A 23,664-nucleotide genomic window follows, 5' to 3' on the forward strand; every position below is an offset into this window, starting at 1 on the left:
CGGCAACAAGGTGGCGAGTCGGATGCGCGGCGTATTATTAGGTGTCGCAATTATGTTCGGTGCTCATGACGTGATGGCGTCCGCGTCGGAACTGAAGATCGTGAGCTTCGGCACGTCGTTGACGGATGTCGGCGGCTGGCAGCCCTCCTTGCAGAGGCAGCTGTCGTCCTGTCTCGGGCGCGAGGTCAAGGTGACAAAAGTCGCGATGAGCGGTGCCACCTCATATTGGGCGAAAACGCATCTGGATAGGGTCGTAGCGGAGAGGCCGGACATCGTTTTGGTCGAGTTTTACGCGAACGATGCCACCCTCCACCGTTTTGTCTCTGTGGCCGCCAGCCGAACCAACATGGCCTACATTCTCGATGAATTGCGCAAGAGACTTCCCGACGCTCGGATCATCGTTATGGCAATGAATCCCTTTTCCGGGATTCGCGGAGCCATCCGGCCATTCGTTGATGATTATATCGAGGCACACAAGCAGGAGGCGCAAAATAGACACCTGGAGTTTGTAGATTTTCGGGGTCTCTGGATGCAGCTTGCGCCGGCGGAACGTGAGCGGGCAATACCGGATGGCGCGCATCCAAAGCCCGAGGCGGCATCGCAGATCATCGTTCCCGAACTCGTCAATCGCATTTCAGGGTCAGCGTGCAAACAATAGCCGTCATTGTCCGGACTATCACCTGCCGGAGACGTGAACTCCTTCATTCAACGGCAATTTGAAGCAGAATTGCAGTCATTGGAGATCTTGCAAATGCATAGACGTGAGTTTCTGAAAGCTGCTGCTGGCGCAGCTACAGGCCTGATGAGCTATGGATATCTCAGTGAGGCATCCGCGCAAATTGAAGATTCTCTGAGAAGCCTGGCGGACAGGAAAGGCTTTCGATTCGGCAGTGCCATCGACTACCAGAACCTAAAGGACGAATGGCTAAGGAATCTCTACAGGACACATTGCAACTCATTGACTGCCCGTAATGCGATGAAATGGGTGGGTACTGAACGGTCACCCGGCAAATTTGCCTTCGGTGAAGCAGATGCGATCGTTGCATTCGCCGAAGCTGAAGGCATGAAAAGCTACGGCCATACGCTCGTGTGGAAAAACGTCCCGACCTGGGTGTCTCGGATTAAAGATGCGGAGGAGGCCCGCAACGTCATGCTGCGTCATGTCCGCACGGTCGTCGATCATTTCAAGGGTAGGGTCGATGCCTGGGACGTCGTCAATGAACCGATGGAGTACGATGTCGCGGAGATGCGATCCTGGGCAATTCAAAATTTGCTGGGAGACGACTATGTGACGGAAAGCTTTCTAGCCGCCCACGAGGCTGACCCGGACGCGACTCTTGTTCTCAATGAAGCTCATTTGGAAAAGGCGGGCTCGAATTTCGAACAACGACGAATTTTGCTCCTGAAACTGATAGAGGCCCAGCTCGCAAAGGGTGCGCCGATCCACGCGGTTGGACTTCAGGGGCACTTTCGCCCAGGCCTCGACAAGCTTGATGAGGCCGGCGTTTCACGGTTCTGTGGAGAGCTGAAGGGTATGGGCCTTTCCGTATTTATCACGGAACTCGATGCTTCGTGCCGCTTCACCTACGCAGACAAGAAATTTACTGAGGCCGATTACGGCAAAATCTTCGGGTCTTTCGTTACGACTGTCGCAGAAAGCGCCAATTTAAAGGGCGTAACGGTCTGGGGGCTGGCCGAAAAATACGGAGAGCTGGAGCCGAAGCCCGTCGGCGCTTGCCGCAAATACATTAATCTCTACGACGACAATAACGAGCCAAGAAGTACAGTCGAAGGTCTCACGGCTGCCCTTAACAGCCTATAAGTCCGCCGAACATCAAGATCCGGAAGTTTATCGTGAAAAATGTCGCCATCTACGTCGAAACTTTTTTACCCCCAAGTCAGTCGTTCATTATCAATCAAGCGCAATCTTTCCGGAATTACAAAGCGACAATCCTCGCAGGAACCCGGGTTAATTCCGCCCATACTCAACAAGAGAAGATAGAGGTCGAAAACATAAGAAGTTCGCCTCGCATGCGTGCGGGGGAACTACTTTTGAAGATTCCCCGGATCGGCATTCCGGCACTCTTTCCGGTCACTAAAAAAGCACACCTCATACATGCCCATTTCGGTAAGAACGGTTACGTGATCGGACCGCTTGCACAGTCTGCCAAACTGCCACTCATCACGACTTTTCATGGCTTCGACGCGACATATAGCGGCGACCCAAAAGGTCCGGGCGGCTTCAATCAGGTGCGTTTCTTCTCGCACGGTCGCAAACAGATGGCAGGTTGGAACGGCTGGAGTATCGCGGTATCCGATTTCATTCGCGAACGGCTGCTGGAAATCGGTTTTCCGGAACAACGGATACTGCGCCACTACATCGGTTTGGACCTCACGATGTTCAAAGGGTCGTCGGCGAAGCGGCGCAAGGGGTTGGTCGTTTCTGTCGCCCGCTTCATCGAGTACAAGGGGCATCGCTACATGATCGAGGCATTGTCTCATGCTGCAGCGCAAGGTAATCCGATCGAGTTTGTCATGGTCGGAGATGGCCCTTTAAGGGGAGAAATCGAGGCTTTGGCGCGCAAAAGCTTGCCAAAGGTAACGATTTATGAAAACCTTTCGCAGGTGCACATAAAAAACCTGCTTGCCGAAGCCGAGCTCTATCTACATGGGAGTGTGACTTTGGAAAATGGTCATGCAGAGGCTTTCGGTCTCGCAAATTTGGAAGCTCAGGCTGTGGGGACGCCGGTCGTCGCTTTTCGTTCAGGCGGAGTCGGTGAGGCTGTCGAAGATGGGGCAACAGGTTTTCTGGTTGCCGAACGAGACACCGCTGGCATGTCAAATGCGATAGGGCGTCTCTTGAACGATACGGATATGTGGGCTGCTTTCAGCGCCCGGGCGGCAGCGATGGTCTCGGAGAAATTCGATATCCTCCATCAGACCCGGCTGCTCGAAGACTATTACGACGCGGTTCTGGGTGAGTTTGCGGCAGCGAGGCGCGCGTGATGGCTAAGAATGGAAACCAGCCCAAATGGGGTCTCTACTCATTTCGTCGATGGCGCAATGCGATCGTCAAACTGAAGTGGCTCTACTACACGAAATTCTGGGGCATGGACATCCATCCAACCGCCAGCTTTTCCTTAAGTGTGCGTTTCGACAAGACGAATCCCAAGGGCATGCATATTGGAGAAGAGACTTATGTTGCATTCGAAGCCGCAATACTGACCCACGATCTTACACGTGGTCTTTTTCTTGACACACGGATCGGCAAAAGGTGCTTCATCGGTGCGAGAAGCATTATTTTGCCGGGAGTTGAGATCGGTGACGAATGTGTCATCGGCTCCGGCGCTGTTGTAACGAAGAGTGTGCCTTCGCGCTCGCTTGTGGTCGGCAATCCTGCCAAAATTATTAGAAGCGATATCAAGATTATTTCACGTTACGGACGCATGGCTGTCGACGAACCCGCGGAATGATTTCGTCCAAAAACTTCTGGCAATTGGCGTCGGAGACGAAGCAGGGTGAGCGTAAACATGAATTATTCTCAGAGAATTAATGTGGAAGAGGCGACGAGGGAATTTGAACCTTTTCCCGTTGTTTATTTCTCGTTGTCATTTCCTGAACTCAGCCAGACATTCGTATTTAATGAAATCCGCAGCATTGCCGAACTCGGCGGTGATATCAGGGTGCTCTCTTGCAAGGCACCTTCGGGTAATCGCTCGAATCTTCCGAAAGTCTATGGTTACGAAGATCGAGTTGATACGATCTTCAATGGAGCGGAGAGTTCCGGTCGGGCGCGACGGTTGATGGCGGCGGTGAGAGCTGCGTCAAAGCTGCTGATCAGGAATCCTGCATTGCTTCCGAATATTCTGTCGGCAGCACGTAGTGGCGATTCCGTGGTGCCGTTTTCCACGAAGCTTGCCATTGCAGACAGACTGCAGTCTCAGCCCGACAGCATCGTTCATTGCCATTTCGGGCCTGCCGGCAAAGTTATTGCCGACCTGAAAAAACATGGTCTGGTGAGGTCGCCCATAACGACCGTGTTTCATGGTTATGACATCACGCAATATCTCGTCGAATCGACCGACGCGTATGACACGTTGTTCGCTGAGGCAGACCTGCTGATTCCGATCAGCGATTTCTGGCATCGCCGCCTTGTGGAGCTCGGGGCGCCCTCCGACAAGATTCGCACCATCCGTCTTGGTGTCGATTCCAATGCCTTCAAATACAAGCAGCGCGCTGCAGCCCCTGGCGAAGCGACGCGGTTCATCACGATCGGTCGAATGACGGAGAAAAAGGGCCACCGTTACACGGTTGAGGCGTTCAAAGCTTTGGCAGCGCGTCGGCCTGACCTGAACATTTGCCTCGACGTCATTGGAGACGGTCCGGATCTTCAAGAGATTCAAGCAATCTCCCAATCCAACGCCAGGATCACCTTGCATGGAGCGCTTGCGCATCAGGATGTCAGGGCAATGCTGGACCAATCGCATATCTTTGTTTTGCCCAGTGTGGTCGCGGCCAATGGGGATATGGAAGGTATTCCTGTTTCGATCATGGAGGCAATGGCCATGGGATTGCCCGTGATCAGCACGCACCATAGCGGCATCCCGGAACTTGTAGCGGACGGCTCTTCAGGCATCCTCGTCGGCGAGCGCGATGTTGGTGCTCTGTCAGCGGCAATGGAAAAGCTTGGATCGCAGCCGGAACTTCTATTGGCAATGGGTAAGGCAGGCCGCGCGATCATAGAGCGCGAATATAATGAGCGGACACAAGCTCGCGTTCTGATGAACGAGCTTTCAAAGATCTCATCAAAACAATAGGTCGATTGATGCATGTGGTTATAGAAAATACCGTATGTCTGAATGCAGGCGACGCTGCCATCCTGATCGCGATTATGAAAATAATACGCGAAACCTTTGGAGATGATGTTCAGTTTTCGGTGTTTGACAGCGATCCCGAGATCGCGCGCCGGTACTATTCGGGTATCGATTTCTATCCCTTGACGACATCTCTTCTGGCAACGAAGCCGGTACTGACCTTTCTCGGCCAGCAGTGGAGCATCAGGCTTCGCCGCAATATCGACCGGATCAAGCGTCGTGAGTTTCGACGTATGCTTTCTGTTATGTCCAGTGGGCGCAAAGCGGGTGGAAGCCTTCTGTTGGATCCACAAGTCGCTCGCAACATCGAGATTTATTCGAAAGCCGATATGGTGATTTCGACAGGCGGCACATATCTTGTTGAGCGCTATGGCCTCGATGAGCGCATCGAGGAGTTTGAAAAGGACTTAGCCCTCAAGAAGCCGCTTGTGTTGTTCACACAATCGCTCGGTCCGTTTAACCAGCCGAAGAACAGGATTGCCGTCAAAAAGATTCTGGACCAGGCACACCTGGTCCTTCTCCGGGACGCTCGGTCGCAGCAATATTTGCGCGACATCGATATCACGCACGACCGGCTAGAGGTTGTCGCCGACAGTGTTTTTGCGCTCGCGGATATTGAGCGCCTCTCCGCGCCATCGCGTGCGCGGGCCGGTGAGAGGTTGCGAGTGGCGGTCTCTGTTCGGGACTGGGCACATTTTGAAGGGCGAAGCCCGGCAGAGGGTATGGAGCGTTATCTTGACGCGGTAGCCGGGGCTGTGACCGCGCTGGTGCGTGAAGATAATGCCGAAATCGTATTTCTTTCGACGTGCCAGGGCATCCCTGAGTATCGATACGATGACTCCGCCGTCGGCCAGCGCATTTTCGAACGGCTGGATGATGAAACGCGCAAATCCGTCAGCGTTGACCACGCTTTCCACGAGCCTGAGGATTTGCTCGCTCAACTGCAGGGCTTCGATTTCGTTATCTCAACCCGAATGCATATGGCGATCCTGTCGCTTTGCGCTGGGGTTCCCGTTCTGCCGATCGCCTACGAATTTAAGACCACCGAGCTTTATAACTCGCTCTCGCAGGGCGAGTGGGTGACGGATATATCCCACATTGACCGGGAATCTTTCGCGGCCCTTGCACGTCGCTTCAGCAATAGTCTGACAGATTTTTACGCCAAGGTAGCACCCTACATTATCGAGCAATCCCGTTCTGCCCGGTCGGCCGGCGGTCTGATTGCCGCTAGTATCAGTGCATTGCCAAACCCGACTGAAAATAAAAGGTCAGCGATGCGATGAGCGAGCCATTGCCGAAATCAGAAACGGGTTCAGTAGGAGGCAAGACGCTATTGGCATCCATATGGTTGCTGACGGGCGTCTTCTATAGTCGCGTCGCCAACCTTGCGATGATCATCATTCTCGCGCGTATTCTTGTGCCGGCGGACTTTGGCCTTGTGGCGCTTGGCACGACATTGCTGACGATCCTTACCACAGTCACCGACCTTTCCCTCGCCAATGCGCTTATTCACCATAAGGATGCGAACAAGGAGGATTTTGATACTGCTTTCACGCTAAGTGCCATCCGCGGTCTGGCGCTGTCGGCTGTCATGATCGGCAGCGGTTTTGTGATGGCGCACATCTATAATGATTCGCGCCTCATTGGTGTCTGCCTTGGTCTGTCGTCGCGACCTCTGTTGAACGGTTTGAAGAGCCCGCATTTCATCCGATACTCCAAGGATCTCGACTTCAAAACGGTCGCTTTTTCAGAGGCGATGGAATACACGGCGCAATTGGTGGTTTCGGTTGCCCTGGCCTTGGCGACCAACAGCTATTGGGCAATTGTCGCCGGCGCCGTCGCAGCCTCCTGCTCGGGAATTGTCGTTTCGTATATCTACGCACCCTATCGTCCGAGCATCTCATTTGGATCATGGCGAAAGATCCTGGATTTCTCGATTTGGCTGACGTTCAATCAGTTCGTATCCGTTATCGGCAGCCGGTTTGATAATTTTCTCGCCGGTGGCCTGCTCGGGATATCTGCTTTTGGTGCCTACAACGTCGGCAACAACATTTCCGCAATGATCACGCAATCTGCTGCGCAGCCGCTGGAACGTGTCCTATTTCCAAGCTTTGCGAAAATGACTCATGACAATGCGCGGCTAAAACAGGCTTATCAGAAAAGTCAGGCGTCGTTTTTTGCGATAGGAATGCCGCTTGGCGTAGGCCTCGCTCTCGTCGCAGAGCCGTTTGTCTATCTGATGCTTGGGCCGAACTGGTCCATAGCCGCGAAAGTTATCCAGTTCATTGCGCCAGTTTTGGGCATTCAGATTGTATTCGGCCCGGCAAATGCACTTGCATATGCCGTCGGCGCTACCCGAAATCTCTTCAATCGCGGCATCGTTCTCCTTGTTCTGCGCGTCCCGATTGTTTTTATCGGCCTATATTTCTTTGGAATGACGGGGCTGCTCATAGCGCGTGTCGTCTCAGGCGGCGTGTTGGTGTCCGTCGTCAATTTCTATCTCGTGCGCTCGTTGACCGGGTTGAGAATTTGGGACCAGCTTTTCGTTACCTGGCGCAGCTGGGTCAGCGGCGTTGCAATGGTGTTAAGCGTTCTGGTGACAGGGGCAGCGCTCCCGCCGGTCGATAGCAGCCACACTGCCACGCTGGCGCTGTTCGTCATGTCAGTTGTGGGTGCGGCGGTCTATTGTTCTTCACATGCGCTTTTGTGGGTTCTCGCGGGACGGCCAAGTTTGGCCGTCGAGGCGGAGATCGCAGGCGTCATTAAGAAATTTCTCGGGAGGCGGTCTTTGGTCATGTCAAATAACAGGAGCGGAAATGTCGGCTGATGCTCTTCCTGAAGTTGATATCATTATTCTATCCTGGGATAGAATAGATGATACTATCGAGGCGATACAGAGTGCGCTTGAGCAAGTTGATGTCTCAGTCCACGTCCAGATTGTTGATCAGGGCTCCCAGGCCGATGGCCTGAAAAAACTTACGGCATTCTGTGCGCAGTACCCCAATGTGAAGCTGGTAACGAACGAACGTAACAATGGGGTGCCTGGCGGTCGCAATCAGGCGTCGAGGCTCGGATCTGCGCCGTACATCATTGCCTTGGACAATGATGCGGTCTTTATGGACGATAAGCAGGCCGCGAGAGCCGTGGAGTTGATGGAGCGTGACCAAGGCGTCGCCGCCATGGCTTTCAAAATCGTCACATATGATGAAGGCGTTGACGACAGAAGCAGTTGGCCCTTTCCCCATCCCATTCAAACTTGGTCAGATCGCTCTTTCGAAACGGCCCGTTTTGTTGGCGCTGGCCATATTCTGCGTCGGTCGACTTTCGAGAAGGCTGGGGAATACGATGACGTGTTGTTCTTCTTGCATGAGGAGGTTGACCTTGCCTATCGCCTTATGAACCAGGGGCAGAGGATCATTTATCAGCCGGCCATTTGTATCAGGCATAAAGTATCCGCCGAACGGAGAGTTTCCTGGTCTGATGGCAGAATATACTATCATGTCAGAAACGTCGTTTATTTGGCGTTCAAGTATAATTTCAAAGTATCTGGCGCATTCCTCAACGTTTTTCTCGCGGTCTTGGTCGGCGTGAAACGGGGGTTCTATCTCGGCACATTCAAAGGCCTGGGGGCAGGGTTGCTTCTTTCGGCGAAAGGCTTGCGCCAACGCTGGAGCGATTCACGGGTGCGTCTGACTGATGCCACCAAGCTGGCAATCCGTCTATCCGTGCCCGGCGGCGAGCTACCACAGTCTCGCCGTGCACTCATGCGCCTGAAAAGCGTACTGACCAACAAATAAGAGGTGGGTTGGCACGTGACAGAGCAAGCGCTTATCTCAGTGGTCATTCCGACCTACAATCGTGCTGCCAGGACTTTGGCGGCAGTAAAATCGGTCCTGTCCCAAACTTATAAGAATATCGAGATAGTCGTCGTCGACGACGCGTCTGCTGATAATACTCTGGAAGTCCTGAAACAGGTCGAAGATCCGCGGTTGCGCGTGATAGCACTTGGTCAAAATCGCGGGGGAGGGGTCGCGCGCAATACTGGTATCGACAATGCAAAAGGTGAGTTTGTTGCTTTTTTGGATTCAGATGACGAGTGGTCCAAGAGCAAGCTTGAAATTCAGCTAAGCGCATTGTTGACCAGTTCGGACGATAGAACGATCTCGTTTACGAACCTCATCATAGACGACGGCCGGACGCAAACCCTGCTCAACAACATGCCGCTTCAGCCCGATCAGAAAATAGGTGATTACATATTTCTGAATTGGTCTCAGGCGCATGTTCAGACCAGCTCCTGGTTGATGCCGACAGGTATTGCGAGAGCTGTACGCTTTCGGGACGATCTCAGGATCCATCAAGACTGGGATTTCCTGATCAGAGCTCAGCGGCGCGGATATCGTTTCCTGCACGTGCCTCAACATTTGACGATCTGGCGCGTGGATGATCGTCCTGACAGAGTTAGCCTGTCGCCTGAACGCCTCGACAGGTCACTTGCGTGGCTAGACACCGTGCGGGGAGACATCGGAAATAATGCTTATCGCGCATTTCTGGCACGACAGGCGCCTGCTTTTGCGCGTTTGGGCGCTTATAGGTCGATCAAATGGATAACGATCGCTGCCATATCCGGAGCAGTCTCTCCGCGTACCGCATTGCGCTTGTTTAACCAGGTTCGAGGCGCCATCGCGAAGGCTTCGACCAAGCCCGTCATTAGCAAATGAGAGGCTGATGATGAAAATCTCGGTGCTTATCAACAACTATAATTATGGACGCTATCTGCGTGCGTGCATCGATAGCGTTCTCGCGCAGGATTACGCTGAACTCGAAATCGTCGTGGTTGATGATGGGTCGACGGATGACTCGCGTGACATCATCTCGTCATACGGCTCGCAAATTGTGCCGGTATTCAAAGAGAATGGCGGCCAGGCCTCAAGCTTCAACGCAGGCTTTGCCGTTGCGAGTGGTGAAATCATTTTTTTGCTCGATTCCGATGATGCATTTCTCCCCGGAAAGCTCCGTCAGATTGCTCGGTTGTATGATCGTGATTCTCTGGACTGGTGTTTCGATCGGGTGACGACAACAGAGGCTGAGGGGCCGTCAGAGAAGCTGGAGGTCCAGATGTACGATCAGCGTGACGCGATCCGTCGAGGGCATTATCCGTCAATCCCGGTGCCGACATCCGGCTTGAGCTTTCGGCGTAGCCTTATTGAACAGATCTTGCCGATGAAGACGGCCAAGGATGTTGTGCTGAGCGATAATTATCTGAAATTTGCGGCGGTCTATCTTGGCCGGGGTGCCATCGTCTCGACGCCGCTCACCTTTCAAAGAATTCACCAGGCAAATCGGTACACTGGCACATCCAGAGCGAGCAGCCTGCGTCCTAAGATCATGATTGCCACGGGTCTGGAGTTGGCCCGTCGTTACAGCGGGCTTCATGCGCTCGGCAAAGGCTTGATAGCCGGAGGTATCGCCGAGGCCGGCACGCCATTCACGCAGCTCCGAATGGAGGCCGAGCGTGCCTTGGCAGATAGTCCGTTTGGGCAGACCGCAGTATCGCAGATCGTCATCGCTGCGGCCCGCAAACGTCTGATCAGAAAACTGAAAGGCTACCGCAATGACAACCGGACATGAGATGGACGCCGTGCAGTCAGCTGACAATAAGATCTGGCGCATAACCGTTGCTGTACTGACCTATCGGCGGCCGGAAGGTATCAAAAAGCTCCTGGATTCGCTGATAAACCAGACGAGACATCCCGCTCGACCCTATCATATGACAGTTTTGGTCGTTGACAACGACGCGACCGAAAGCAGCCGCGGTATCGTAGAAGGTTTCGATACGAAAGGGGCCTTCGATCTCGTTTATTCAGTCGAGCCCCGTCAAGGTATTCCTGTTGCACGCAATCACGCTCTGGATAAGGCGCCGCAACCGGCGCCGGATACGGGCGAGTTGGTGGATCCCGACTATTTTTGTTTTCTCGATGATGACGAATGGGCAACCGAGGGCTGGATGGATGCGATGCTTGACACATGCATCAAGCAGCAAGCCGATTGTGTCTACGGCTACGTGGTGCCGGTCTATCCGCAGAACCCGCCGGAATACTGGGTCAAGGCGCGCGTATTTGAAAGCGCCCGGAACCAGGAAGGTGCACGCATCGACTATGCGGCGTCCAACAATGTGATGTTCGACTACAAACTGGTAAAATCTTGGAAGCTTCGCTTTGAAGAAAAAATGCTGAATACCGGTGGAACAGATTACCTTTTCTTCAATCAGGCAGTCAAACTGGGGATGAAAATCGTTTGGACCGAGCGCGCAATGGTCTATGATATCATCCCGCTGAAGCGGATGACGTGGAAGTGGGTGCTGCAGCGACAGTACCGCCTCGGCAATACTTTTGCGGTGAGCGAAGTTCTACACGGAAATCGCAAGCAGCGGCTTTACCGGCTGATATACGGCATAATGCGGACGGGCTTGGGTGTGGCCATGTTGCCGACACTGGCGGTGTCACCTTATCTCGGAATGCGAGCGCTCACGCATCTGTTGCGGGGTGCCGGGGTCGTAACCGGTCTATTTGGTCATTTCTATCAAGAATATCAGCCGCCGAAAGAAATGCCATCTACAGCTACGAAGTAGGCCATATCAGCGCCATGAGCATCAGCAGCCCCTATCAGCACAGTCTAAGGATCTCGCCGCAAAAGAGGCTAGGAAGGTCGAGGCTCGCCATTCGGAAAGAGGTCTTTATCCACGGCCTTTTGTCGATAATGTTTTATATCGCACTCTGGCGCGGAACGGGGATGTGGTATGGTTTGCCGGCGAACTTTGATGACGGCTCGGACCTTAGTGTTTTGCCGCAGCAGTTCATTCTTTACAGCCTGATCCCGCTGACAGCTATTTACGCTTTTCTTGAGCCGAACCGGTTTGTTGCTTATTTCCGGCGTACTCCCCCGTTGCTGATGATAATCGCTGTTCTATGCATTGCATCAGCAGCTCAGTCTGTCCAGCTGTCGGCCTCTTTGAGGGGACTGGTGGCCATAGTCGTCATCACCCTGCCACCTCTGTTGTTTCGTTTACGATACGGCAGCGTAGAAACCCTCCGATTGGCCAGAAATTTTTGCATCGTCGCGATATTCGCCAACGTCCTTTACACCTTTGCGTTTCCCCAGTTTGCGGTCATGCAGGGAAATGACTACGACGGGATGGTCAAAGGACTTTTTTATCACAAGAACGGCTTGGGCCAGTTCTGCGCTATCGCCTTCATAATCATATTGGACATGAAATCGCCGCTTAGGCGGCTGAGTTACGAGATGCTCATTCGTAACTTAGCTCTTCTGCTGACGCTCCTACTCGTTGTTTTGGCGCGATCCTCGACGGCAGTTGTGATGATTGGCGTGGGTACATCGATGCTCTTTGGTTTGAGAGTGATCAGCGCGGTTGGAAACATCACGGTAAAATCTCTTTTCGTCCTTCTTTTTTGTATTTTGCTGGGCTTGCTGGGATCTCTGGCCTACCTCGGCGTCGCCGAAGCTATTGCAAGTGCCTTTGGTAAGGACCTGACATTCTCCGGCCGTTCGAATATCTGGGATCAGCTTTTGCCGCTTGTCTACGAGCGACCTCTTCTGGGTTATGGATTTTCGACGTTTAAGCAGCCGGATATAATAAAGGAATATGTCCATGTTACTTTTGAGGCGAAGTCCACCCATAATTCTTATCTGGAACTTGCTTTGAGTATTGGTGTTCCTGCAACGGTATTGTGGACACTTTATGTATTATCTCGCATATATTTAAAGACAATCATGACGCAAAGTTCGACCCAAATGAGAGAGGCGCAGTCGAGAGAGGCAGTAATCCTGCTGCTGATCGCTATTGGCGGGCTTACAGAGGCTGCGATGATGCTGTCCCCTTCTCTCGTGTGGCCGATTATGGTTGCAGCTCTGCCGCTAACCTGCTCTCCCATCATTCTGAAAACGAAAAGGCGATAACGATGAGCGCAAGCGCATACGAGCCAAAACAAAATCGGAAAATTCTGGCAGTGTCATCGGGAGGCGGCCATTGGGATGAGTTGATCGCTCTGCGTGGGGCATTTGACGAGGCCAACGTTGTATTCGCGACCACCATTCCCGAGCTTTTGCAAAAATATTCAATCACGGACGGATATTGCCTTCCTGATTGCAACAGGAATGATCTGTGGATGTCTGTCCGTTGCTTCTTCGCGGCGTTCAGTCTCGTTTTCCGGTCCAGGGCAGATGTCGTCATCTCGACAGGTGCGGCTCCCGGTCTCTTCTGCTTGCTCGCCGCTCGGATCATGGGCAAGAAAACCATCTGGATAGATAGCATTGCCAACGCCGAAGAACTGTCTATGTCCGGAAAGCTGGCCGGTTTTGTCGCAACGACATGGCTTACCCAATGGCAACATCTGGCTCGCCCATCCGGACCTCATTTTGCGGGAGCAGTCCTTTGATCTTGATTACGGTCGGCACGCAATTACCGTTCGATCGCCTTGTTAAGGCCTTGGATGAAATGGCCCAGAACATTTCTACGCCGATGTTCGCTCAGATCGGGAAGGGTGAATACAAGCCACGCAATTTCGAGTGGGTAGAAACGATCGCACCCCTGGAGATGGACGGCGTATTTGCCAGGACTTCATTGATTGTGTCCCATGCGGGAACAGGGACGGTTCTTGCAGCCAAGAGGTTCAAGAAGCCGATTATCTTGTTTCCCCGGCGTGCCGCGTTTGGTGAGCACAGAAATGACCACCAACTGGCAACCGCTGGTCAACTTGACGGGAGGCCGGGAATACGGGTCGCCTATACAGAAGCTGAACTGGGTGAGCTAATTGCTCGCCCTCCAGCAGAAGAAACCGAATTGAACGTGGCCGCCGCGCCGGATGCAAAACTTGTAGACTATCTTCGATCCGTTATTGGCTAGTGCCCTGGCGCGCGAGGCCGTTCAAATAACGGAGAAGGAATAGGAAAGCCATTGGTTGCTCAAGAGATTTGTCGTACGTCGTGCGGGCCGCTGCCTTGAAATGAGCCTACGCCAAGTTTGTCACTGACATTGCTGTACAGGAGGCTGGATGCTTTCGCCGAATTCACCGACCGTATTGGCGGTATCTCAAACCGATGATCAATCCGAAAAGATTGATTTTGAGAAGCTTTTCGCGATAGCGCGCCGCCAATGGCGTGTCGTTGGGATCTGTGTCGCTTTTTTTGCCGTGTTGGCGGTTATCTATCTCCTGACGACCGCGCGATATTTTACCGCATCGACCAGCGTTCTGATCGACCGCGGCAACTCAGAGTTGATAAATCAACTTTCTTCGCTGGGCGCACCAATAGATGACGAAACCGCGTTGCTGAGTGAAATTCAGCTGTTTCAATCTGATACGATCGCATTGGCAGTCGTTGATAATCTCAAGCTCGCTGACGATCCGGTATTCATGGCGTCAGATTTTTCTCTCACACAGTTTTTGAAGTCAGCCTTGAATTTCAATTCTTGGTTCGCCAGCGCGGACTTGGTGACGGCCGCTGACGATCGGCGGCAAGATGCGGCCAGCATGTTGAATGCCAATATGGACGTCGAGCGCGTTGGCAAGTCTTACGCACTGTCGATTAGCTACACATCGCGCTCGCCAGATCAGGCGGCAGCTATAGCGAATGCTTTGGCCGACGCATACTTGGTAGACAAGCTAAATTCAAAGTTTGAGGCGACAAGCCGCGCAAGCGGTTGGCTGCAAGAGCGTATTGATGAACTCAAGCAAAAAGCGCTCGAATCTGACCTGGCAGTGCAAAAATTCCGGGCTGACCACGGTCTTGTTGCAACCGACGGAAATTTGCTGACAGACCAGCAACTTTCTGAGCTCAGCAGCAATCTCATTAAAGCCCAGGCTGACACTGCGCGCGCTCAGGCGAAGTTTGATCGTATCCGTAAAATTATCGATGCCGGTCAGATGGATGCGATCGTGACCGACGTACTCGACAATTCTCCGTCTAACGACATTCGCAAGAAGTATCTTGAAGACTCAAAGCTCGCGGCAGAAATTTCTGCACGCCTTGGGCCGGACCATGAGCAGGTGCTGCGGCTCAAGGCCGAGATGGACGAATATAAACGGCAGATGTTCGACGAGCTTAATCGCATCGCCGAAAGCTATAGAAGTGATTTGGATGTCGCGCAGACGAGGCAGAAATCACTTGAGGACAGTGTCGCAAAGGCAACTCAGGTTAGTGCTGCCGCTGGGGAAACTCAGGTTGAATTGCGCGAACTCGAGCGCAAGGCGGACTCGTATCGAAACCTGTACCAGAGCTTCCTGACCCGTTTCCAAGAGGCGGTGCAGCAACAGTCATTCCCTATAACCGATGCCAGAGTGATTACCCGCGCGCAAACTCCAGACAAACCAAGCGCACCTAAAAAACCATTGGTTTTAGCGGTCGCAATTTTTCTCGGGCTTGCCGCGGGAAGCGCGATTGGCGCGTTTCGCGAATTTCGTGACCGCTTCTTCCGCACAGGCGACCAAGTACGAGAGATCCTGGGGCTTGAATATCTGGGGCATATTCCAAAGGTGGCTGCCGAAGAATTCAAGATTTCTTCGGAGCAATCCGCTCAACAAGTGCGAAAGATCAGCGGCCTCCATGAGTATGTCGTTGAGCATCCCTTGTCGGCTTTTGCCGAGACACTTCGTAATGCAAAGGTGGCCGCGGATATCGAGAACCCCATGCGCCAGACAAAGATCATCGGTGTGGTCTCTTGCTTGCCGTCTGAAGGAAAATCGACGCTTGCCATCAACTTCGCGCAGCTCCTGTCAAACCAAGGGGCGCGTACACTCCTCATAGATGGTGACCTCAGAAATCCGGGTGCGACGAGGGCCTTGGGTCAGCATGCAGCTGATGGATTGCTGGAAGCTTTGCTGCAGGACAGACCCCTCGACCAGCTCATTTTGACTGACCCGGTAACTAATCTTTCGTTTCTGCCGGCTGTAGTCAAATATCGGGTGCCGCACTCCTCCGATGTGCTGGCCTCGGCGGCAATGGCCAATCTCCTGAGCGAGGCCACAAAGAGATACGATTATATCGTTCTTGATCTGCCTCCGCTTGGGCCTGTTGTCGACGCTCGTGCAATCAGCCATCTGCTCGACACGGTGCTGCTCGTAGTGGAATGGGGCAACACCTCGCGGCGGATCGTGCAGTCGATAATGACTGAGCAGCCGGAAATAAGAAAACGATGCGCAGGCGTTATTCTTAACAAGGTTGATCTGGACAAGATCAAGCTTTACAGATCGCACGGCTCAAGCGAGTACTATTACAGCCGTTATTCCAATTACTATCAAGAGAACTGAAGTTCTCATCGGCTTGAGGGCTCTTTGTGATCGCCGCATGGCTTGTATGGCATTGGCCCTCTTGGCCGAAGCCGCCTAAGGATATGCGTATGGACGGGCCGTATGCAATCTCAAGCGGTTACCGTTGCAACCTGTGTGGGACACTCTATCGCAATCGTTTCGATGAGTTGCCTTCGCCATCGTATAGTGGCATGGCGGAGAGCCGCCGGCAAACAGGCCTTTTTTCCGTCTCGTCTCGATCCATGGAGATCATCGACCACAGTGATGCGGCATCGGGGAGGCCCCGATGTTGCAAAACAAAACAGCCTTCATCGATTTGGTTTGATTTGATTAAGTTTTTAACGTAGGCTTGTTCCACTCTAGAACGTGAATCCCTTGCTGGATGGAGCGGTGGCCTATGGATGGTCAGAGATTCAATTTCTTTCGTGCATTTCTTTTGGCTGCTTTGATGCTGCCGCTGATGATTATGGCTGCCGGTTACAGTCTTATCTGCGGTATTTTTGAGCGGCGCTTGGGCGTCGATTTGTGGGCGGGTCTTGGGCTACCCGCCAGCGATCAGGATGATCGCGAAATAATTGATTCAATTACACGGATCTAGCCGCTTTTCGGCTATAGCGGGACGCGGCCGGAAGACCGCCCGCTAGTTCTCACTGACCTGTCCTCTCAATGAGCCGCTGTTGAGCAACTTGTGCTTCTGCTCGATGAGCCGGCACGCATAGCGATGGCACAGTTGTCTAAAATCAGATCAACAATATCAGGAAAACAGTGGCTTTATCCAGCCAAACGCCCGGTGCATTTTTCTTTCTTTAATCGGAATAGTGTGAAGTGCACATTATTATTATGTCCGGTGTCGAAATGGACGTGATGATATCGCGAGCGAAGATCGTCTATAATGTCCGCCGATTGGTGATAGTTGAAAATGCCGAATGGAATCTCGGCCTCTGGCGTAGCTGACAGAAGCCCCAAGACAATAAGTTGCATTTCGCCTCCGAAACGCACGGTAGTTGGACGGCGGCGCGCGCCGTCGGTTTTTCCCCTGCAGCGGCAGGAGGCAAATGGTGTTGCTTCGTAACATCCGTAAATTTGTCGCGCAGTTTTCAAAAGATTCGCCTGCTAGTCTCGCCCCCTCACGCACGCGGCTTGTAATGGATCCGGCCGAATGGCCTGTTATCTATGCGATCGGAGACGTTCACGGCTGCTACGAAGAGCTCGTGGGTGCCGAACAGCGTATTTCCGAGGATTTGCGTGATGGCCGCGCTTTAGTCGTGTTGCTGGGGGATTACGTAGATCGAGGCGCGCGTTCCTGCGACGTCCTGGAACATCTGTGCCAGCCTTCGCCGCCCAACATCAACAGGATTGCGCTTTGCGGCAACCATGATGACTTTTTTTTAAGATTCTTAAACAATGAGCTTTCTACGGAGGCATGGTTGCGCTTCGCTGGATACCAGACACTGACCTCTTACGGTGTCGACCCTGCGCACATACTCCGTGTCGGTGATACGATGGCATTGCGAGAGGCAGTGGATCAGGCGGTTCCGGCCAGTCATCGAATCTTGCTGGGAAAGCTGCCCTCGATGTTGCAGATCGGAAATCTCGTTTTTGTTCACGCAGGGATCCGTAGCGGATTACCTCTGGAGCATCAAAGCGATGAGGATTTGATGTGGATCAGGGAGCCTTTCCTGACACGAGGACCTGAGCTTCCGATCATTGTGGTCCATGGACATAGCCCGCAAGTCCGGCCCCACCTCGGGAATGGTCGAATTGGAATTGATACGGGCTGCTATGCCACAGGCCGACTGACTGTGGTCAGAATCGGAAATCGTGCCGCTAAGATCCTTTCTTAACCGCACTTGCTACGGTGCGCTCAAGGCAACTTGGAGATATCAAGGCCGCTTCTGGCGAAGAGTTTCTTGCGAGATTCTGACAAGGATATCGAGGCGCGCTTGATATAGGGTATCAAAGCCGGACGAACATTCGGGATCTGCTGCACAATCTGGGCAGGGTCCCCCATTTGGAAGAGAAGGTCGAGATCCTGCTCGACCCAAGGGCTTGAAGATCTCAGTGTCGCTTCACTGAATCTGTTCCAAAAATAGAGGCGCGCGAGAAGCTCCATCTGATCAGCAGGCGCCAGCTTCACGGACTGCGCCATCAACTGCGCGGTAGCCTGAGGATCTTCCGCAACAACGGCTCGGACGACGGCGAGGCGAAGCCACAAGTTGCTGTTGGTGGGCATGCAGCTCAGCGCATGCTGCAGGAATTTCTCGGCCACGGTAACGGCTGACAGCCAAGCTTCGTAGTCATTGGCCTCATTTGCGTTGTCTATCTGCTTCAGCACGACGGTTGTGGCAGCCATGATGATATCGGAGCGGCAATAGGCCCCCGCGACAACTTCAGCGGGCATGCTGCCGACCCGGGAGAGACTTTTGGGGCTGACGACACCGTCTTGTTCTATCTGCTTGGCCACGACAAACATATCAGCAAACGCAATCGAGCGATGGAGTTCGCTAACAGCGAGCACCAGAAATGCAGCGATAACGACAATGAAGCAGCAAGACAAAAAGGGGGCGCGACGTACCCCCAAAGGGATTGTCGCCAGCCGTGTCGTTCTTTTCAAACCCCTACGACTGCCGCGAATTTCTCCACTGGTCAGCACAATTCGTCCACTAGGTCAGATTTTTATGTATGTGTGTGTCAGGTACCGCTCGGGCTAACGGACTGGGTGTTCTGGGTCGAAAAATTACCACCGCCACTTGCCGAAGTCCGCAGCAGATTTGCGGTAGAATTCTGGGAGCCATCGGTCGACCCATCGCCTTCACCGCCGCCAAGAATGTCGCCGGCGGGGCCATTGGCAATGTCGGCCGCGGCGGCAGCCGCAGAACCTGGCGAACCCAACGCAGCGGTTGCGGTCTGACCGTTAAGCGCCTGTACGAAGGCTGTCTGGAGACCACCAAGCGTCGTATCGGCAAGCAATGCGTCTGCAATCGCCTTGGTGATCGCATCCGCCAGCTCCGGATGCTGAGGGCGGCATATATTGGCAGCCCGTCCAAGGCCAGCGCCGATCGCAGCCATCTGCGCAGGCGTCCCTGCCTTCGCAAGGTTAATCATCTTCGCAGTCAGATCTGTTTCTGTTGCGGTATACGACCGCACCTGGTCAGACAAGCCAATGGCTGAGCCATTTGCAAACAGAAATGCTTCGGGAGATGCATTGAATGCGCTGACCATTACGGGCGACGCCATTCCCGGTCCGTTAAGGCAATTTCCCGCGAAGGAAGTCGATGAAAAAGCAAGGCTTGCAACGACCATGGTTACGGCGCCGACAGCCGTTGTAAGATATTTATCTGCCATTCTGCGTAACCTTTTATATTCCAAACCGCATCGGCAGAACTAACATTCTGTTCTGCCGTCTGGTCTTAGTTCAAATCTCGTATCGCGTTCCGGGTATCGAGCGCATCATTAGAAACACCGGATACCGTAGAGCTTATCGAGTTCAGGATATCGAGGAACTTGACCAGCTCGACCGAGGATGCGTTCGAGATATAAATGACGTCCTTATCCTGCATCCGGAATTGCTGGATCGCAAACATCGTCGCCGGATCACGGAGGTTGGCCCGGAAGATTACCGGAACTTCCGCTCCAGGGAACCGCGACACGTCGATGTTCAGCTTCTGCAAGATTTTCCTGTCGACCTGACGGTAGAGGACGACTTCCCGTGGATCCGCCCGGTTATCCAGGACGCCGCCGGCCTTGGCAATGCCCTCGCCAAGTGTCAGGTTCGAATCTTCGAATTCGATACGGTTCTGCTGCCCTGTCGCACCCAGCGCGATATAAGTGCGGCGTTCGTGCTCAACGGAAACAGTGTCGCCCGGCGCGACATAGATATTTTCCGAGGGATTGCGCAACAGGGTCTCGTAAGCAACGGTCGCCGTCCTTCCCCGCCTCTGCAACGTCACATTCGTTTCGATGTTGGGTGTTGTCAGACCGCCTGCTGTCGAGATCACATCCAGGATGCGATCGCCCGCCGGAGTGAGCTGCACCTTTTGTGGATTATTGACATCACCAACGACGGCAACCTCTGCAGACTTTGTCGTTGTCGTTGTCAGGACCACCTGCGGTTCGATTGCGCGACTGGCAAGCCTGTCTTCGATATCCCGTTCGACCTCTTCTTTCAGTCTTCCAGCGGCTGGCACGCGTCCAGCGTAAGGGACGCTGATCGTACCATTCTTGTCGATAGTCTGTGCAGGGAGCGTAATGAAGTTGCCTGGGCGGCTGCCAGCGTCAGACGGGATAAAAAGACCGCCAGCCTGAGCTTCGAAAACAGAAATCTGAACGACGTCGCCGGCGCCGAGTGGGATATCAGGCGCACCGCCCCTGCCGCCGCCGAAGCCGCCCAGCGAATTGGACTTAACCTCGTTAAAGAAGGGAAGAATTGCCTTATTCAGATCAATCAGGACATAGTCGATGCCAACCTTCCGGTTCTTCGTCGTGACCTTCACTGTGGCATCTTTATCGAAATCGGTATGATCAGGGCCGGATCGAGGCAACGAGGTGCAGCTCGACAGCGCGATTAGCGTCGCAGCGACGATAGAGGTGCGTCGAAAGTTGATGCTCATCTTATCCCTGTTAAGTTTTTCGTCTCGCAGGTTGGCGCTTATGCAAAGCATAAAACGGCGGGAATATCTGCCAGAACGAGGTCCATGATAGCCAATAAATCGTTAATGTGGCAACGGCGCCACATCAGGGCAGTGGAATTATGGTTAATTTCTGACGATCCATACCGGATTGCTAATTAACCAATTTGAATAGATTGGAGAAGTCTTCGATATATTATCCGCCGTTTCGTAATATATTTTTCATCAATATATTAATCCCGGTTCAATTTTATCATTATTATACTTGTGCAGCGCAGCATTTTTGTTGGTAACCGGCGCGAGTGTGTGCTTGTAACATACGCACACAATACCGGAAAGGAAGGCGGCGTAGAAAACCGAAAAGCCCGGAATCTGGATGGAAAAGTCGACAAGCGCATGACCCCAGACGAGAATAGTCGTCGCCAGGCCCAGCACTGCATAGTGCCGGCTGCGCTTTCTGTTGCGATAGCCGCGCCAGAAAGTCAGTAGGAGGGCCGCGAGGACAAGTGATGCGAGAATTGGAAATATGACGCCAAGCGTCAAAAAACCTTCGAGATAAGTGTTGTGTGCCCGATCAAAGATATTGAAGATACCGCAGCGGGAATCCCGATAACCGGAAAATACAGTTCGAAACGTGCCAAAGCCGGTGCCAAAAAGCCAGTTGTCGGATGTAGCTTTGATCACATCCGGCCAGATGCAGAAACGAGCGTCATCAAACCCTTGAATGTTCGCTCGTAGCATTGTTTTCGATGTAAAAAGAAGAAAGAATCCCGTGCCTAAGCAGGCAGCGACAATCATGGCAGCTATACGAGACAATATCGAATCCAGTCGCGCGAATGAATGAGGAAATATCCAAAGCCACTGACCTGCTAGGAAGGGAGTGTAGATCAGTATTGCAAGCGCAGTCAGAAAAATCCCGGCGCGTGATTGCGTAAGCAGCAAAGCCGCAAAGGTGGCGCATGATATAACGCAATAGTAGAGACGCGGTAGCGTCGCGCCTTTCTGCAACTCACGCGATGCATTGTCGGCTTTGAAAAGGAAAGAATCAAATAGAAGCGTGAGCTGCATCAGCAAACCCAAGCCAAAAAAAGTGGCATTGGTATTCCTGTTCACGAAGGTGGCTGTCAGGCTTTCTCGATAGGCGGTTTTCGCCTCGCCGAGAAGTGTGCCGGGAAGGAACAGGAACTGATAGAGACCATATATCGCAAGGATCCCCGCCGCCGAGGCCAGGAGCCTGATCATTATTTGATCATCCTGCGAGCGGTCCGCGACAATGAGTCCGGTTAAAAACGTCACGGCGGGCAGAGCAAATTGCAGCAACGTTGCAAGCGTGTCCGCGGGTTCAACGGAGATTGTCTTCGCTGCCGCCGCCATTGCCCGTGCCCCGGCCCATAGGGGGTCGTCGGAGAGCGCAAAGGGAACCTCGACAGTCTGAAAGATGATCCAAAGAACCGTGAGCGAAAAGACGGCGAGTGCGGCACCGAATATCCATTGTCCGCGCTCTGGTGGACCGTAGATAACGACGGCAATTCCACCCAGTATACACATAAGGATTAGGATCAGCGCCTGAGGCAAAATATCAACCAAGCCGAATGGTAACACTGAAAATACAATCAGGCCGTAGTAAATATAAAGCAGTAAACGAGGAGAAATTCTGAGCGACAGCATGTGTAATAGGAAATGTGGTAGACAAGTCACTGTGACTGCACCAACAGAAAGTAATTTTCAAGAAGTTTTTACTGAATGCACGCAGTAAAGCGAATGCTAATGGATAAAAGGGCAATCGTTAAAATTGTAACTATCGATTTAAGCCGATGAATAATCTTGTTCTGTAGGTTGGCCCATATCTCAGGCAAGGCAAATTCGAATGAGATGTCAGTTGGTTGCATCCAGACTAGGGATTTGTCGTACACCGTATAGAGGCAATATGTCGGCTCATAAATTTCTGGCTGCACTCGTCCTGGTTTCCTTCGCTGGTACTCAGAATTTGCATGCCGGTGCGCTGTCTGGCCTGACACGTGATCTGAACGAAACTCCGTCGGTCAAATATATCCAGGTAAGAAAAAGGACTATGGCGCCCTTCGCGCATGTTATGTTCTGTGCGCGTCAGCCGCAGGAGTGTGAGGCAAAAGGCGGTGCGGCCGTTGTGGCACTCAGCACCTATGCCGATAAGCAGCTGCGCGCCGTCAACGCCTCGGTCAACCGCTCGATCGTTCCGCGCAACGACGCAAGCGGGAAGGTCTCTGACGATGTGTGGGAAGTGAACGTCAAAAGCGGCGACTGCGAGGACTTCGCTCTGACCAAACGTGACCATCTTATCGCGATGGGTTGGTCGTCGAAGGCTCTCAGAATCGCGGTAGCAAGAACGCCCTATGGCGAAGGCCACGCGGTTTTGGTGGTGAAGACCAACGTTGGTGATCTGGTGCTCGATAATCGCACCAATGCTATAAAGACCTGGGATAAAACCGATCTGAATTGGGTTATGATCCAATCTGCGGATGATCCGCGGGTGTGGTACGAATTGTAGAAGGCTTCACCTGCCGGCGGATGTTGGCGGGATAGAACCAGCTAGCGCAATGCGCGATGCCGCGTTCGAAGCAGACGCGATCGAACATGTGCAGCGCGGAACGAGCTATCGACCCCGCCTGGAAACCAGCAGGTAAGTAGTTCTCCCCTGACCGATCCACAGGCGCAGCTAGATTGATTCCGTCAGTGCGAAGCGATGACCCGGTCCCCGCGGCGACGCATTGCGGTAGGGGAATGGCGTTTGCGGACAGGCCCAATTGGATTGGCTAATGGCCAAACGTAAGCTCGACCTTCTGGTTCCTACGCCTGTTTTTC

Annotated in this window: 23 protein-coding genes; 19 read left to right on the top strand and 4 right to left on the bottom strand. The window is 53.1% G+C overall.

Going from position 1 to position 23,664, the window contains the following annotated elements; genetic code table 11:
* The first annotated feature begins 52 nt into the window (after nucleotides 1-52).
* The 17 genes from FHX08_RS29790 (at nucleotide 53) to FHX08_RS29870 (ending at nucleotide 18,039) form a co-directional block, all read left to right on the top strand.
* Entirely contained in the window at nucleotides 53-658 is a 606-nt protein-coding gene (locus FHX08_RS29790) for an SGNH/GDSL hydrolase family protein (RefSeq protein ID WP_245508385.1), read from the top strand.
* 93 nt (nucleotides 659-751) lie between these two features.
* Nucleotides 752-1,822 carry an endo-1,4-beta-xylanase gene (locus tag FHX08_RS29795; RefSeq protein ID WP_132657818.1) on the top strand — a complete coding sequence of 357 codons (1,071 nt, stop codon included), beginning with the start codon at nucleotides 752-754 and terminating at the stop codon, nucleotides 1,820-1,822.
* 32 nt (nucleotides 1,823-1,854) lie between these two features.
* Nucleotides 1,855-3,006 carry a glycosyltransferase gene (locus tag FHX08_RS29800; RefSeq protein ID WP_132657681.1) on the top strand — a complete coding sequence of 384 codons (1,152 nt, stop codon included), beginning with the start codon at nucleotides 1,855-1,857 and terminating at the stop codon, nucleotides 3,004-3,006.
* Nucleotides 3,006-3,473 carry an acyltransferase gene (locus tag FHX08_RS29805; RefSeq protein ID WP_132657683.1) on the top strand — a complete coding sequence of 156 codons (468 nt, stop codon included), beginning with the start codon at nucleotides 3,006-3,008 and terminating at the stop codon, nucleotides 3,471-3,473. The genes FHX08_RS29800 and FHX08_RS29805 overlap by 1 nt, the downstream gene beginning before the upstream one ends.
* A gap of 57 nt (nucleotides 3,474-3,530) precedes the next feature.
* On the top strand, nucleotides 3,531-4,817 hold the full coding sequence (locus FHX08_RS29810) for a glycosyltransferase (RefSeq protein ID WP_132657685.1): 1,287 nt from the start codon (nucleotides 3,531-3,533) through the stop codon (nucleotides 4,815-4,817).
* An 8-nt stretch (nucleotides 4,818-4,825) separates the two neighbouring features.
* Nucleotides 4,826-6,157 carry a polysaccharide pyruvyl transferase family protein gene (locus FHX08_RS29815; protein ID WP_132657687.1) on the top strand — a complete coding sequence of 444 codons (1,332 nt, stop codon included), beginning with the start codon at nucleotides 4,826-4,828 and terminating at the stop codon, nucleotides 6,155-6,157.
* Entirely contained in the window at nucleotides 6,154-7,701 is a 1,548-nt protein-coding gene (locus FHX08_RS29820; RefSeq protein WP_132657689.1) for a lipopolysaccharide biosynthesis protein, read from the top strand. Before FHX08_RS29815 ends, FHX08_RS29820 begins: the two co-directional genes overlap by 4 nt.
* Nucleotides 7,691-8,671 carry a glycosyltransferase family 2 protein gene (locus tag FHX08_RS29825; protein WP_165911972.1) on the top strand — a complete coding sequence of 327 codons (981 nt, stop codon included), beginning with the start codon at nucleotides 7,691-7,693 and terminating at the stop codon, nucleotides 8,669-8,671. The genes FHX08_RS29820 and FHX08_RS29825 overlap by 11 nt, the downstream gene beginning before the upstream one ends.
* A gap of 15 nt (nucleotides 8,672-8,686) precedes the next feature.
* Nucleotides 8,687-9,592 carry a glycosyltransferase family 2 protein gene (locus FHX08_RS29830; RefSeq protein ID WP_165911973.1) on the top strand — a complete coding sequence of 302 codons (906 nt, stop codon included), beginning with the start codon at nucleotides 8,687-8,689 and terminating at the stop codon, nucleotides 9,590-9,592.
* Nucleotides 9,593-9,602: 10 nt separating this feature from the next.
* Entirely contained in the window at nucleotides 9,603-10,502 is a 900-nt protein-coding gene (locus tag FHX08_RS29835; protein ID WP_132657820.1) for a glycosyltransferase family 2 protein, read from the top strand.
* Nucleotides 10,486-11,502 carry a glycosyltransferase family 2 protein gene (locus FHX08_RS29840; RefSeq protein ID WP_132657694.1) on the top strand — a complete coding sequence of 339 codons (1,017 nt, stop codon included), beginning with the start codon at nucleotides 10,486-10,488 and terminating at the stop codon, nucleotides 11,500-11,502. The genes FHX08_RS29835 and FHX08_RS29840 overlap by 17 nt, the downstream gene beginning before the upstream one ends.
* A gap of 14 nt (nucleotides 11,503-11,516) precedes the next feature.
* Nucleotides 11,517-12,848: an O-antigen ligase family protein gene (locus FHX08_RS29845; protein ID WP_245508380.1), complete on the top strand. Its 1,332-nt coding sequence runs from the start codon at nucleotides 11,517-11,519 to the stop codon at nucleotides 12,846-12,848.
* Between the two features lie 2 nt (nucleotides 12,849-12,850).
* The gene (locus tag FHX08_RS29850; RefSeq protein ID WP_132657696.1) at nucleotides 12,851-13,327 is read left to right on the top strand and encodes a glucuronosyltransferase; all 477 of its coding nucleotides are present in this window, start codon (nucleotides 12,851-12,853) and stop codon (nucleotides 13,325-13,327) included.
* Nucleotides 13,324-13,794: a glycosyltransferase gene (locus FHX08_RS29855; RefSeq protein WP_132657698.1), complete on the top strand. Its 471-nt coding sequence runs from the start codon at nucleotides 13,324-13,326 to the stop codon at nucleotides 13,792-13,794. Before FHX08_RS29850 ends, FHX08_RS29855 begins: the two co-directional genes overlap by 4 nt.
* A 148-nt stretch (nucleotides 13,795-13,942) precedes the next feature.
* Nucleotides 13,943-16,195, top strand: a complete 2,253-nt coding sequence (locus FHX08_RS29860) for a polysaccharide biosynthesis tyrosine autokinase (protein ID WP_132657700.1) — start codon at nucleotides 13,943-13,945, stop codon at nucleotides 16,193-16,195.
* A 397-nt stretch (nucleotides 16,196-16,592) separates the two neighbouring features.
* Nucleotides 16,593-16,793: a hypothetical protein gene (locus FHX08_RS29865; RefSeq protein ID WP_132657702.1), complete on the top strand. Its 201-nt coding sequence runs from the start codon at nucleotides 16,593-16,595 to the stop codon at nucleotides 16,791-16,793.
* 457 nt (nucleotides 16,794-17,250) lie between these two features.
* The gene (locus FHX08_RS29870; protein ID WP_132657704.1) at nucleotides 17,251-18,039 is read left to right on the top strand and encodes a metallophosphoesterase; all 789 of its coding nucleotides are present in this window, start codon (nucleotides 17,251-17,253) and stop codon (nucleotides 18,037-18,039) included.
* Nucleotides 18,040-18,059: 20 nt separating this feature from the next.
* Here FHX08_RS29870 and FHX08_RS29875 read toward each other — a convergent pair whose 3' ends face one another.
* Complete coding sequence (locus FHX08_RS29875) at nucleotides 18,060-18,848, bottom strand: hypothetical protein (RefSeq protein WP_132657706.1); 789 nt, start codon at nucleotides 18,846-18,848, stop codon at nucleotides 18,060-18,062.
* A 38-nt stretch (nucleotides 18,849-18,886) separates the two neighbouring features.
* Nucleotides 18,887-19,264 (bottom strand): hypothetical protein, encoded by a 378-nt coding sequence (locus FHX08_RS29880; protein WP_132657708.1) that lies wholly within the window; start codon nucleotides 19,262-19,264, stop codon nucleotides 18,887-18,889.
* Nucleotides 19,265-19,358: 94 nt separating this feature from the next.
* Here FHX08_RS29880 and FHX08_RS29885 point away from each other — a divergent pair, with 94 nt between their 5' ends.
* Nucleotides 19,359-19,583 (top strand): hypothetical protein, encoded by a 225-nt coding sequence (locus FHX08_RS29885; protein ID WP_132657710.1) that lies wholly within the window; start codon nucleotides 19,359-19,361, stop codon nucleotides 19,581-19,583.
* A gap of 22 nt (nucleotides 19,584-19,605) precedes the next feature.
* On the opposite strand, the gene FHX08_RS29890 is transcribed toward FHX08_RS29885, so the two are convergent.
* Nucleotides 19,606-20,805 (bottom strand): polysaccharide biosynthesis/export family protein, encoded by a 1,200-nt coding sequence (locus tag FHX08_RS29890; RefSeq protein ID WP_132657712.1) that lies wholly within the window; start codon nucleotides 20,803-20,805, stop codon nucleotides 19,606-19,608.
* Between the two features lie 243 nt (nucleotides 20,806-21,048).
* Nucleotides 21,049-22,491 (bottom strand): O-antigen ligase, encoded by a 1,443-nt coding sequence (locus FHX08_RS29895; protein ID WP_132657714.1) that lies wholly within the window; start codon nucleotides 22,489-22,491, stop codon nucleotides 21,049-21,051.
* A gap of 259 nt (nucleotides 22,492-22,750) precedes the next feature.
* Between FHX08_RS29895 and FHX08_RS29900 the strand changes: the two genes are divergently transcribed.
* Nucleotides 22,751-23,350 (top strand): transglutaminase-like cysteine peptidase, encoded by a 600-nt coding sequence (locus FHX08_RS29900; protein ID WP_132657716.1) that lies wholly within the window; start codon nucleotides 22,751-22,753, stop codon nucleotides 23,348-23,350.
* Nucleotides 23,351-23,664 lie beyond the last annotated feature (314 nt).

The sequence above is a fragment of the Rhizobium sp. BK529 genome, from assembly GCF_014194105.1.
Lineage (GTDB): Bacteria > Pseudomonadota > Alphaproteobacteria > Rhizobiales > Rhizobiaceae > Rhizobium.

What these genes read in the sequence shown, in the direction of transcription:
- FHX08_RS29865 (WP_132657702.1), top strand. Translation starts at nt 16,593, where the DNA reads ATGGATGGTCAGAGATTCAATTTCTTTCGTGCATTTCTTTTGGCTGCT.
- FHX08_RS29810 (WP_132657685.1), top strand. Translation starts at nt 3,531, where the DNA reads ATGAATTATTCTCAGAGAATTAATGTGGAAGAGGCGACGAGGGAATTT.
- FHX08_RS29895 (WP_132657714.1), bottom strand. Translation starts at nt 22,491, where the DNA reads ATGCTGTCGCTCAGAATTTCTCCTCGTTTACTGCTTTATATTTACTAC.
- FHX08_RS29820 (WP_132657689.1), top strand. Translation starts at nt 6,154, where the DNA reads ATGAGCGAGCCATTGCCGAAATCAGAAACGGGTTCAGTAGGAGGCAAG.
- FHX08_RS29825 (WP_165911972.1), top strand. Translation starts at nt 7,691, where the DNA reads ATGTCGGCTGATGCTCTTCCTGAAGTTGATATCATTATTCTATCCTGG.
- FHX08_RS29815 (WP_132657687.1), top strand. Translation starts at nt 4,826, where the DNA reads ATGCATGTGGTTATAGAAAATACCGTATGTCTGAATGCAGGCGACGCT.
- FHX08_RS29845 (WP_245508380.1), top strand. Translation starts at nt 11,517, where the DNA reads ATGAGCATCAGCAGCCCCTATCAGCACAGTCTAAGGATCTCGCCGCAA.
- FHX08_RS29870 (WP_132657704.1), top strand. Translation starts at nt 17,251, where the DNA reads ATGGTGTTGCTTCGTAACATCCGTAAATTTGTCGCGCAGTTTTCAAAA.
- FHX08_RS29900 (WP_132657716.1), top strand. Translation starts at nt 22,751, where the DNA reads ATGTCGGCTCATAAATTTCTGGCTGCACTCGTCCTGGTTTCCTTCGCT.
- FHX08_RS29860 (WP_132657700.1), top strand. Translation starts at nt 13,943, where the DNA reads ATGCTTTCGCCGAATTCACCGACCGTATTGGCGGTATCTCAAACCGAT.
- FHX08_RS29790 (WP_245508385.1), top strand. Translation starts at nt 53, where the DNA reads ATGTTCGGTGCTCATGACGTGATGGCGTCCGCGTCGGAACTGAAGATC.
- FHX08_RS29880 (WP_132657708.1), bottom strand. Translation starts at nt 19,264, where the DNA reads ATGGCTGCGATCGGCGCTGGCCTTGGACGGGCTGCCAATATATGCCGC.
- FHX08_RS29885 (WP_132657710.1), top strand. Translation starts at nt 19,359, where the DNA reads ATGGCTGAGCCATTTGCAAACAGAAATGCTTCGGGAGATGCATTGAAT.
- FHX08_RS29890 (WP_132657712.1), bottom strand. Translation starts at nt 20,805, where the DNA reads ATGAGCATCAACTTTCGACGCACCTCTATCGTCGCTGCGACGCTAATC.
- FHX08_RS29840 (WP_132657694.1), top strand. Translation starts at nt 10,486, where the DNA reads ATGACAACCGGACATGAGATGGACGCCGTGCAGTCAGCTGACAATAAG.
- FHX08_RS29850 (WP_132657696.1), top strand. Translation starts at nt 12,851, where the DNA reads ATGAGCGCAAGCGCATACGAGCCAAAACAAAATCGGAAAATTCTGGCA.
- FHX08_RS29835 (WP_132657820.1), top strand. Translation starts at nt 9,603, where the DNA reads ATGAAAATCTCGGTGCTTATCAACAACTATAATTATGGACGCTATCTG.
- FHX08_RS29795 (WP_132657818.1), top strand. Translation starts at nt 752, where the DNA reads ATGCATAGACGTGAGTTTCTGAAAGCTGCTGCTGGCGCAGCTACAGGC.
- FHX08_RS29805 (WP_132657683.1), top strand. Translation starts at nt 3,006, where the DNA reads ATGGCTAAGAATGGAAACCAGCCCAAATGGGGTCTCTACTCATTTCGT.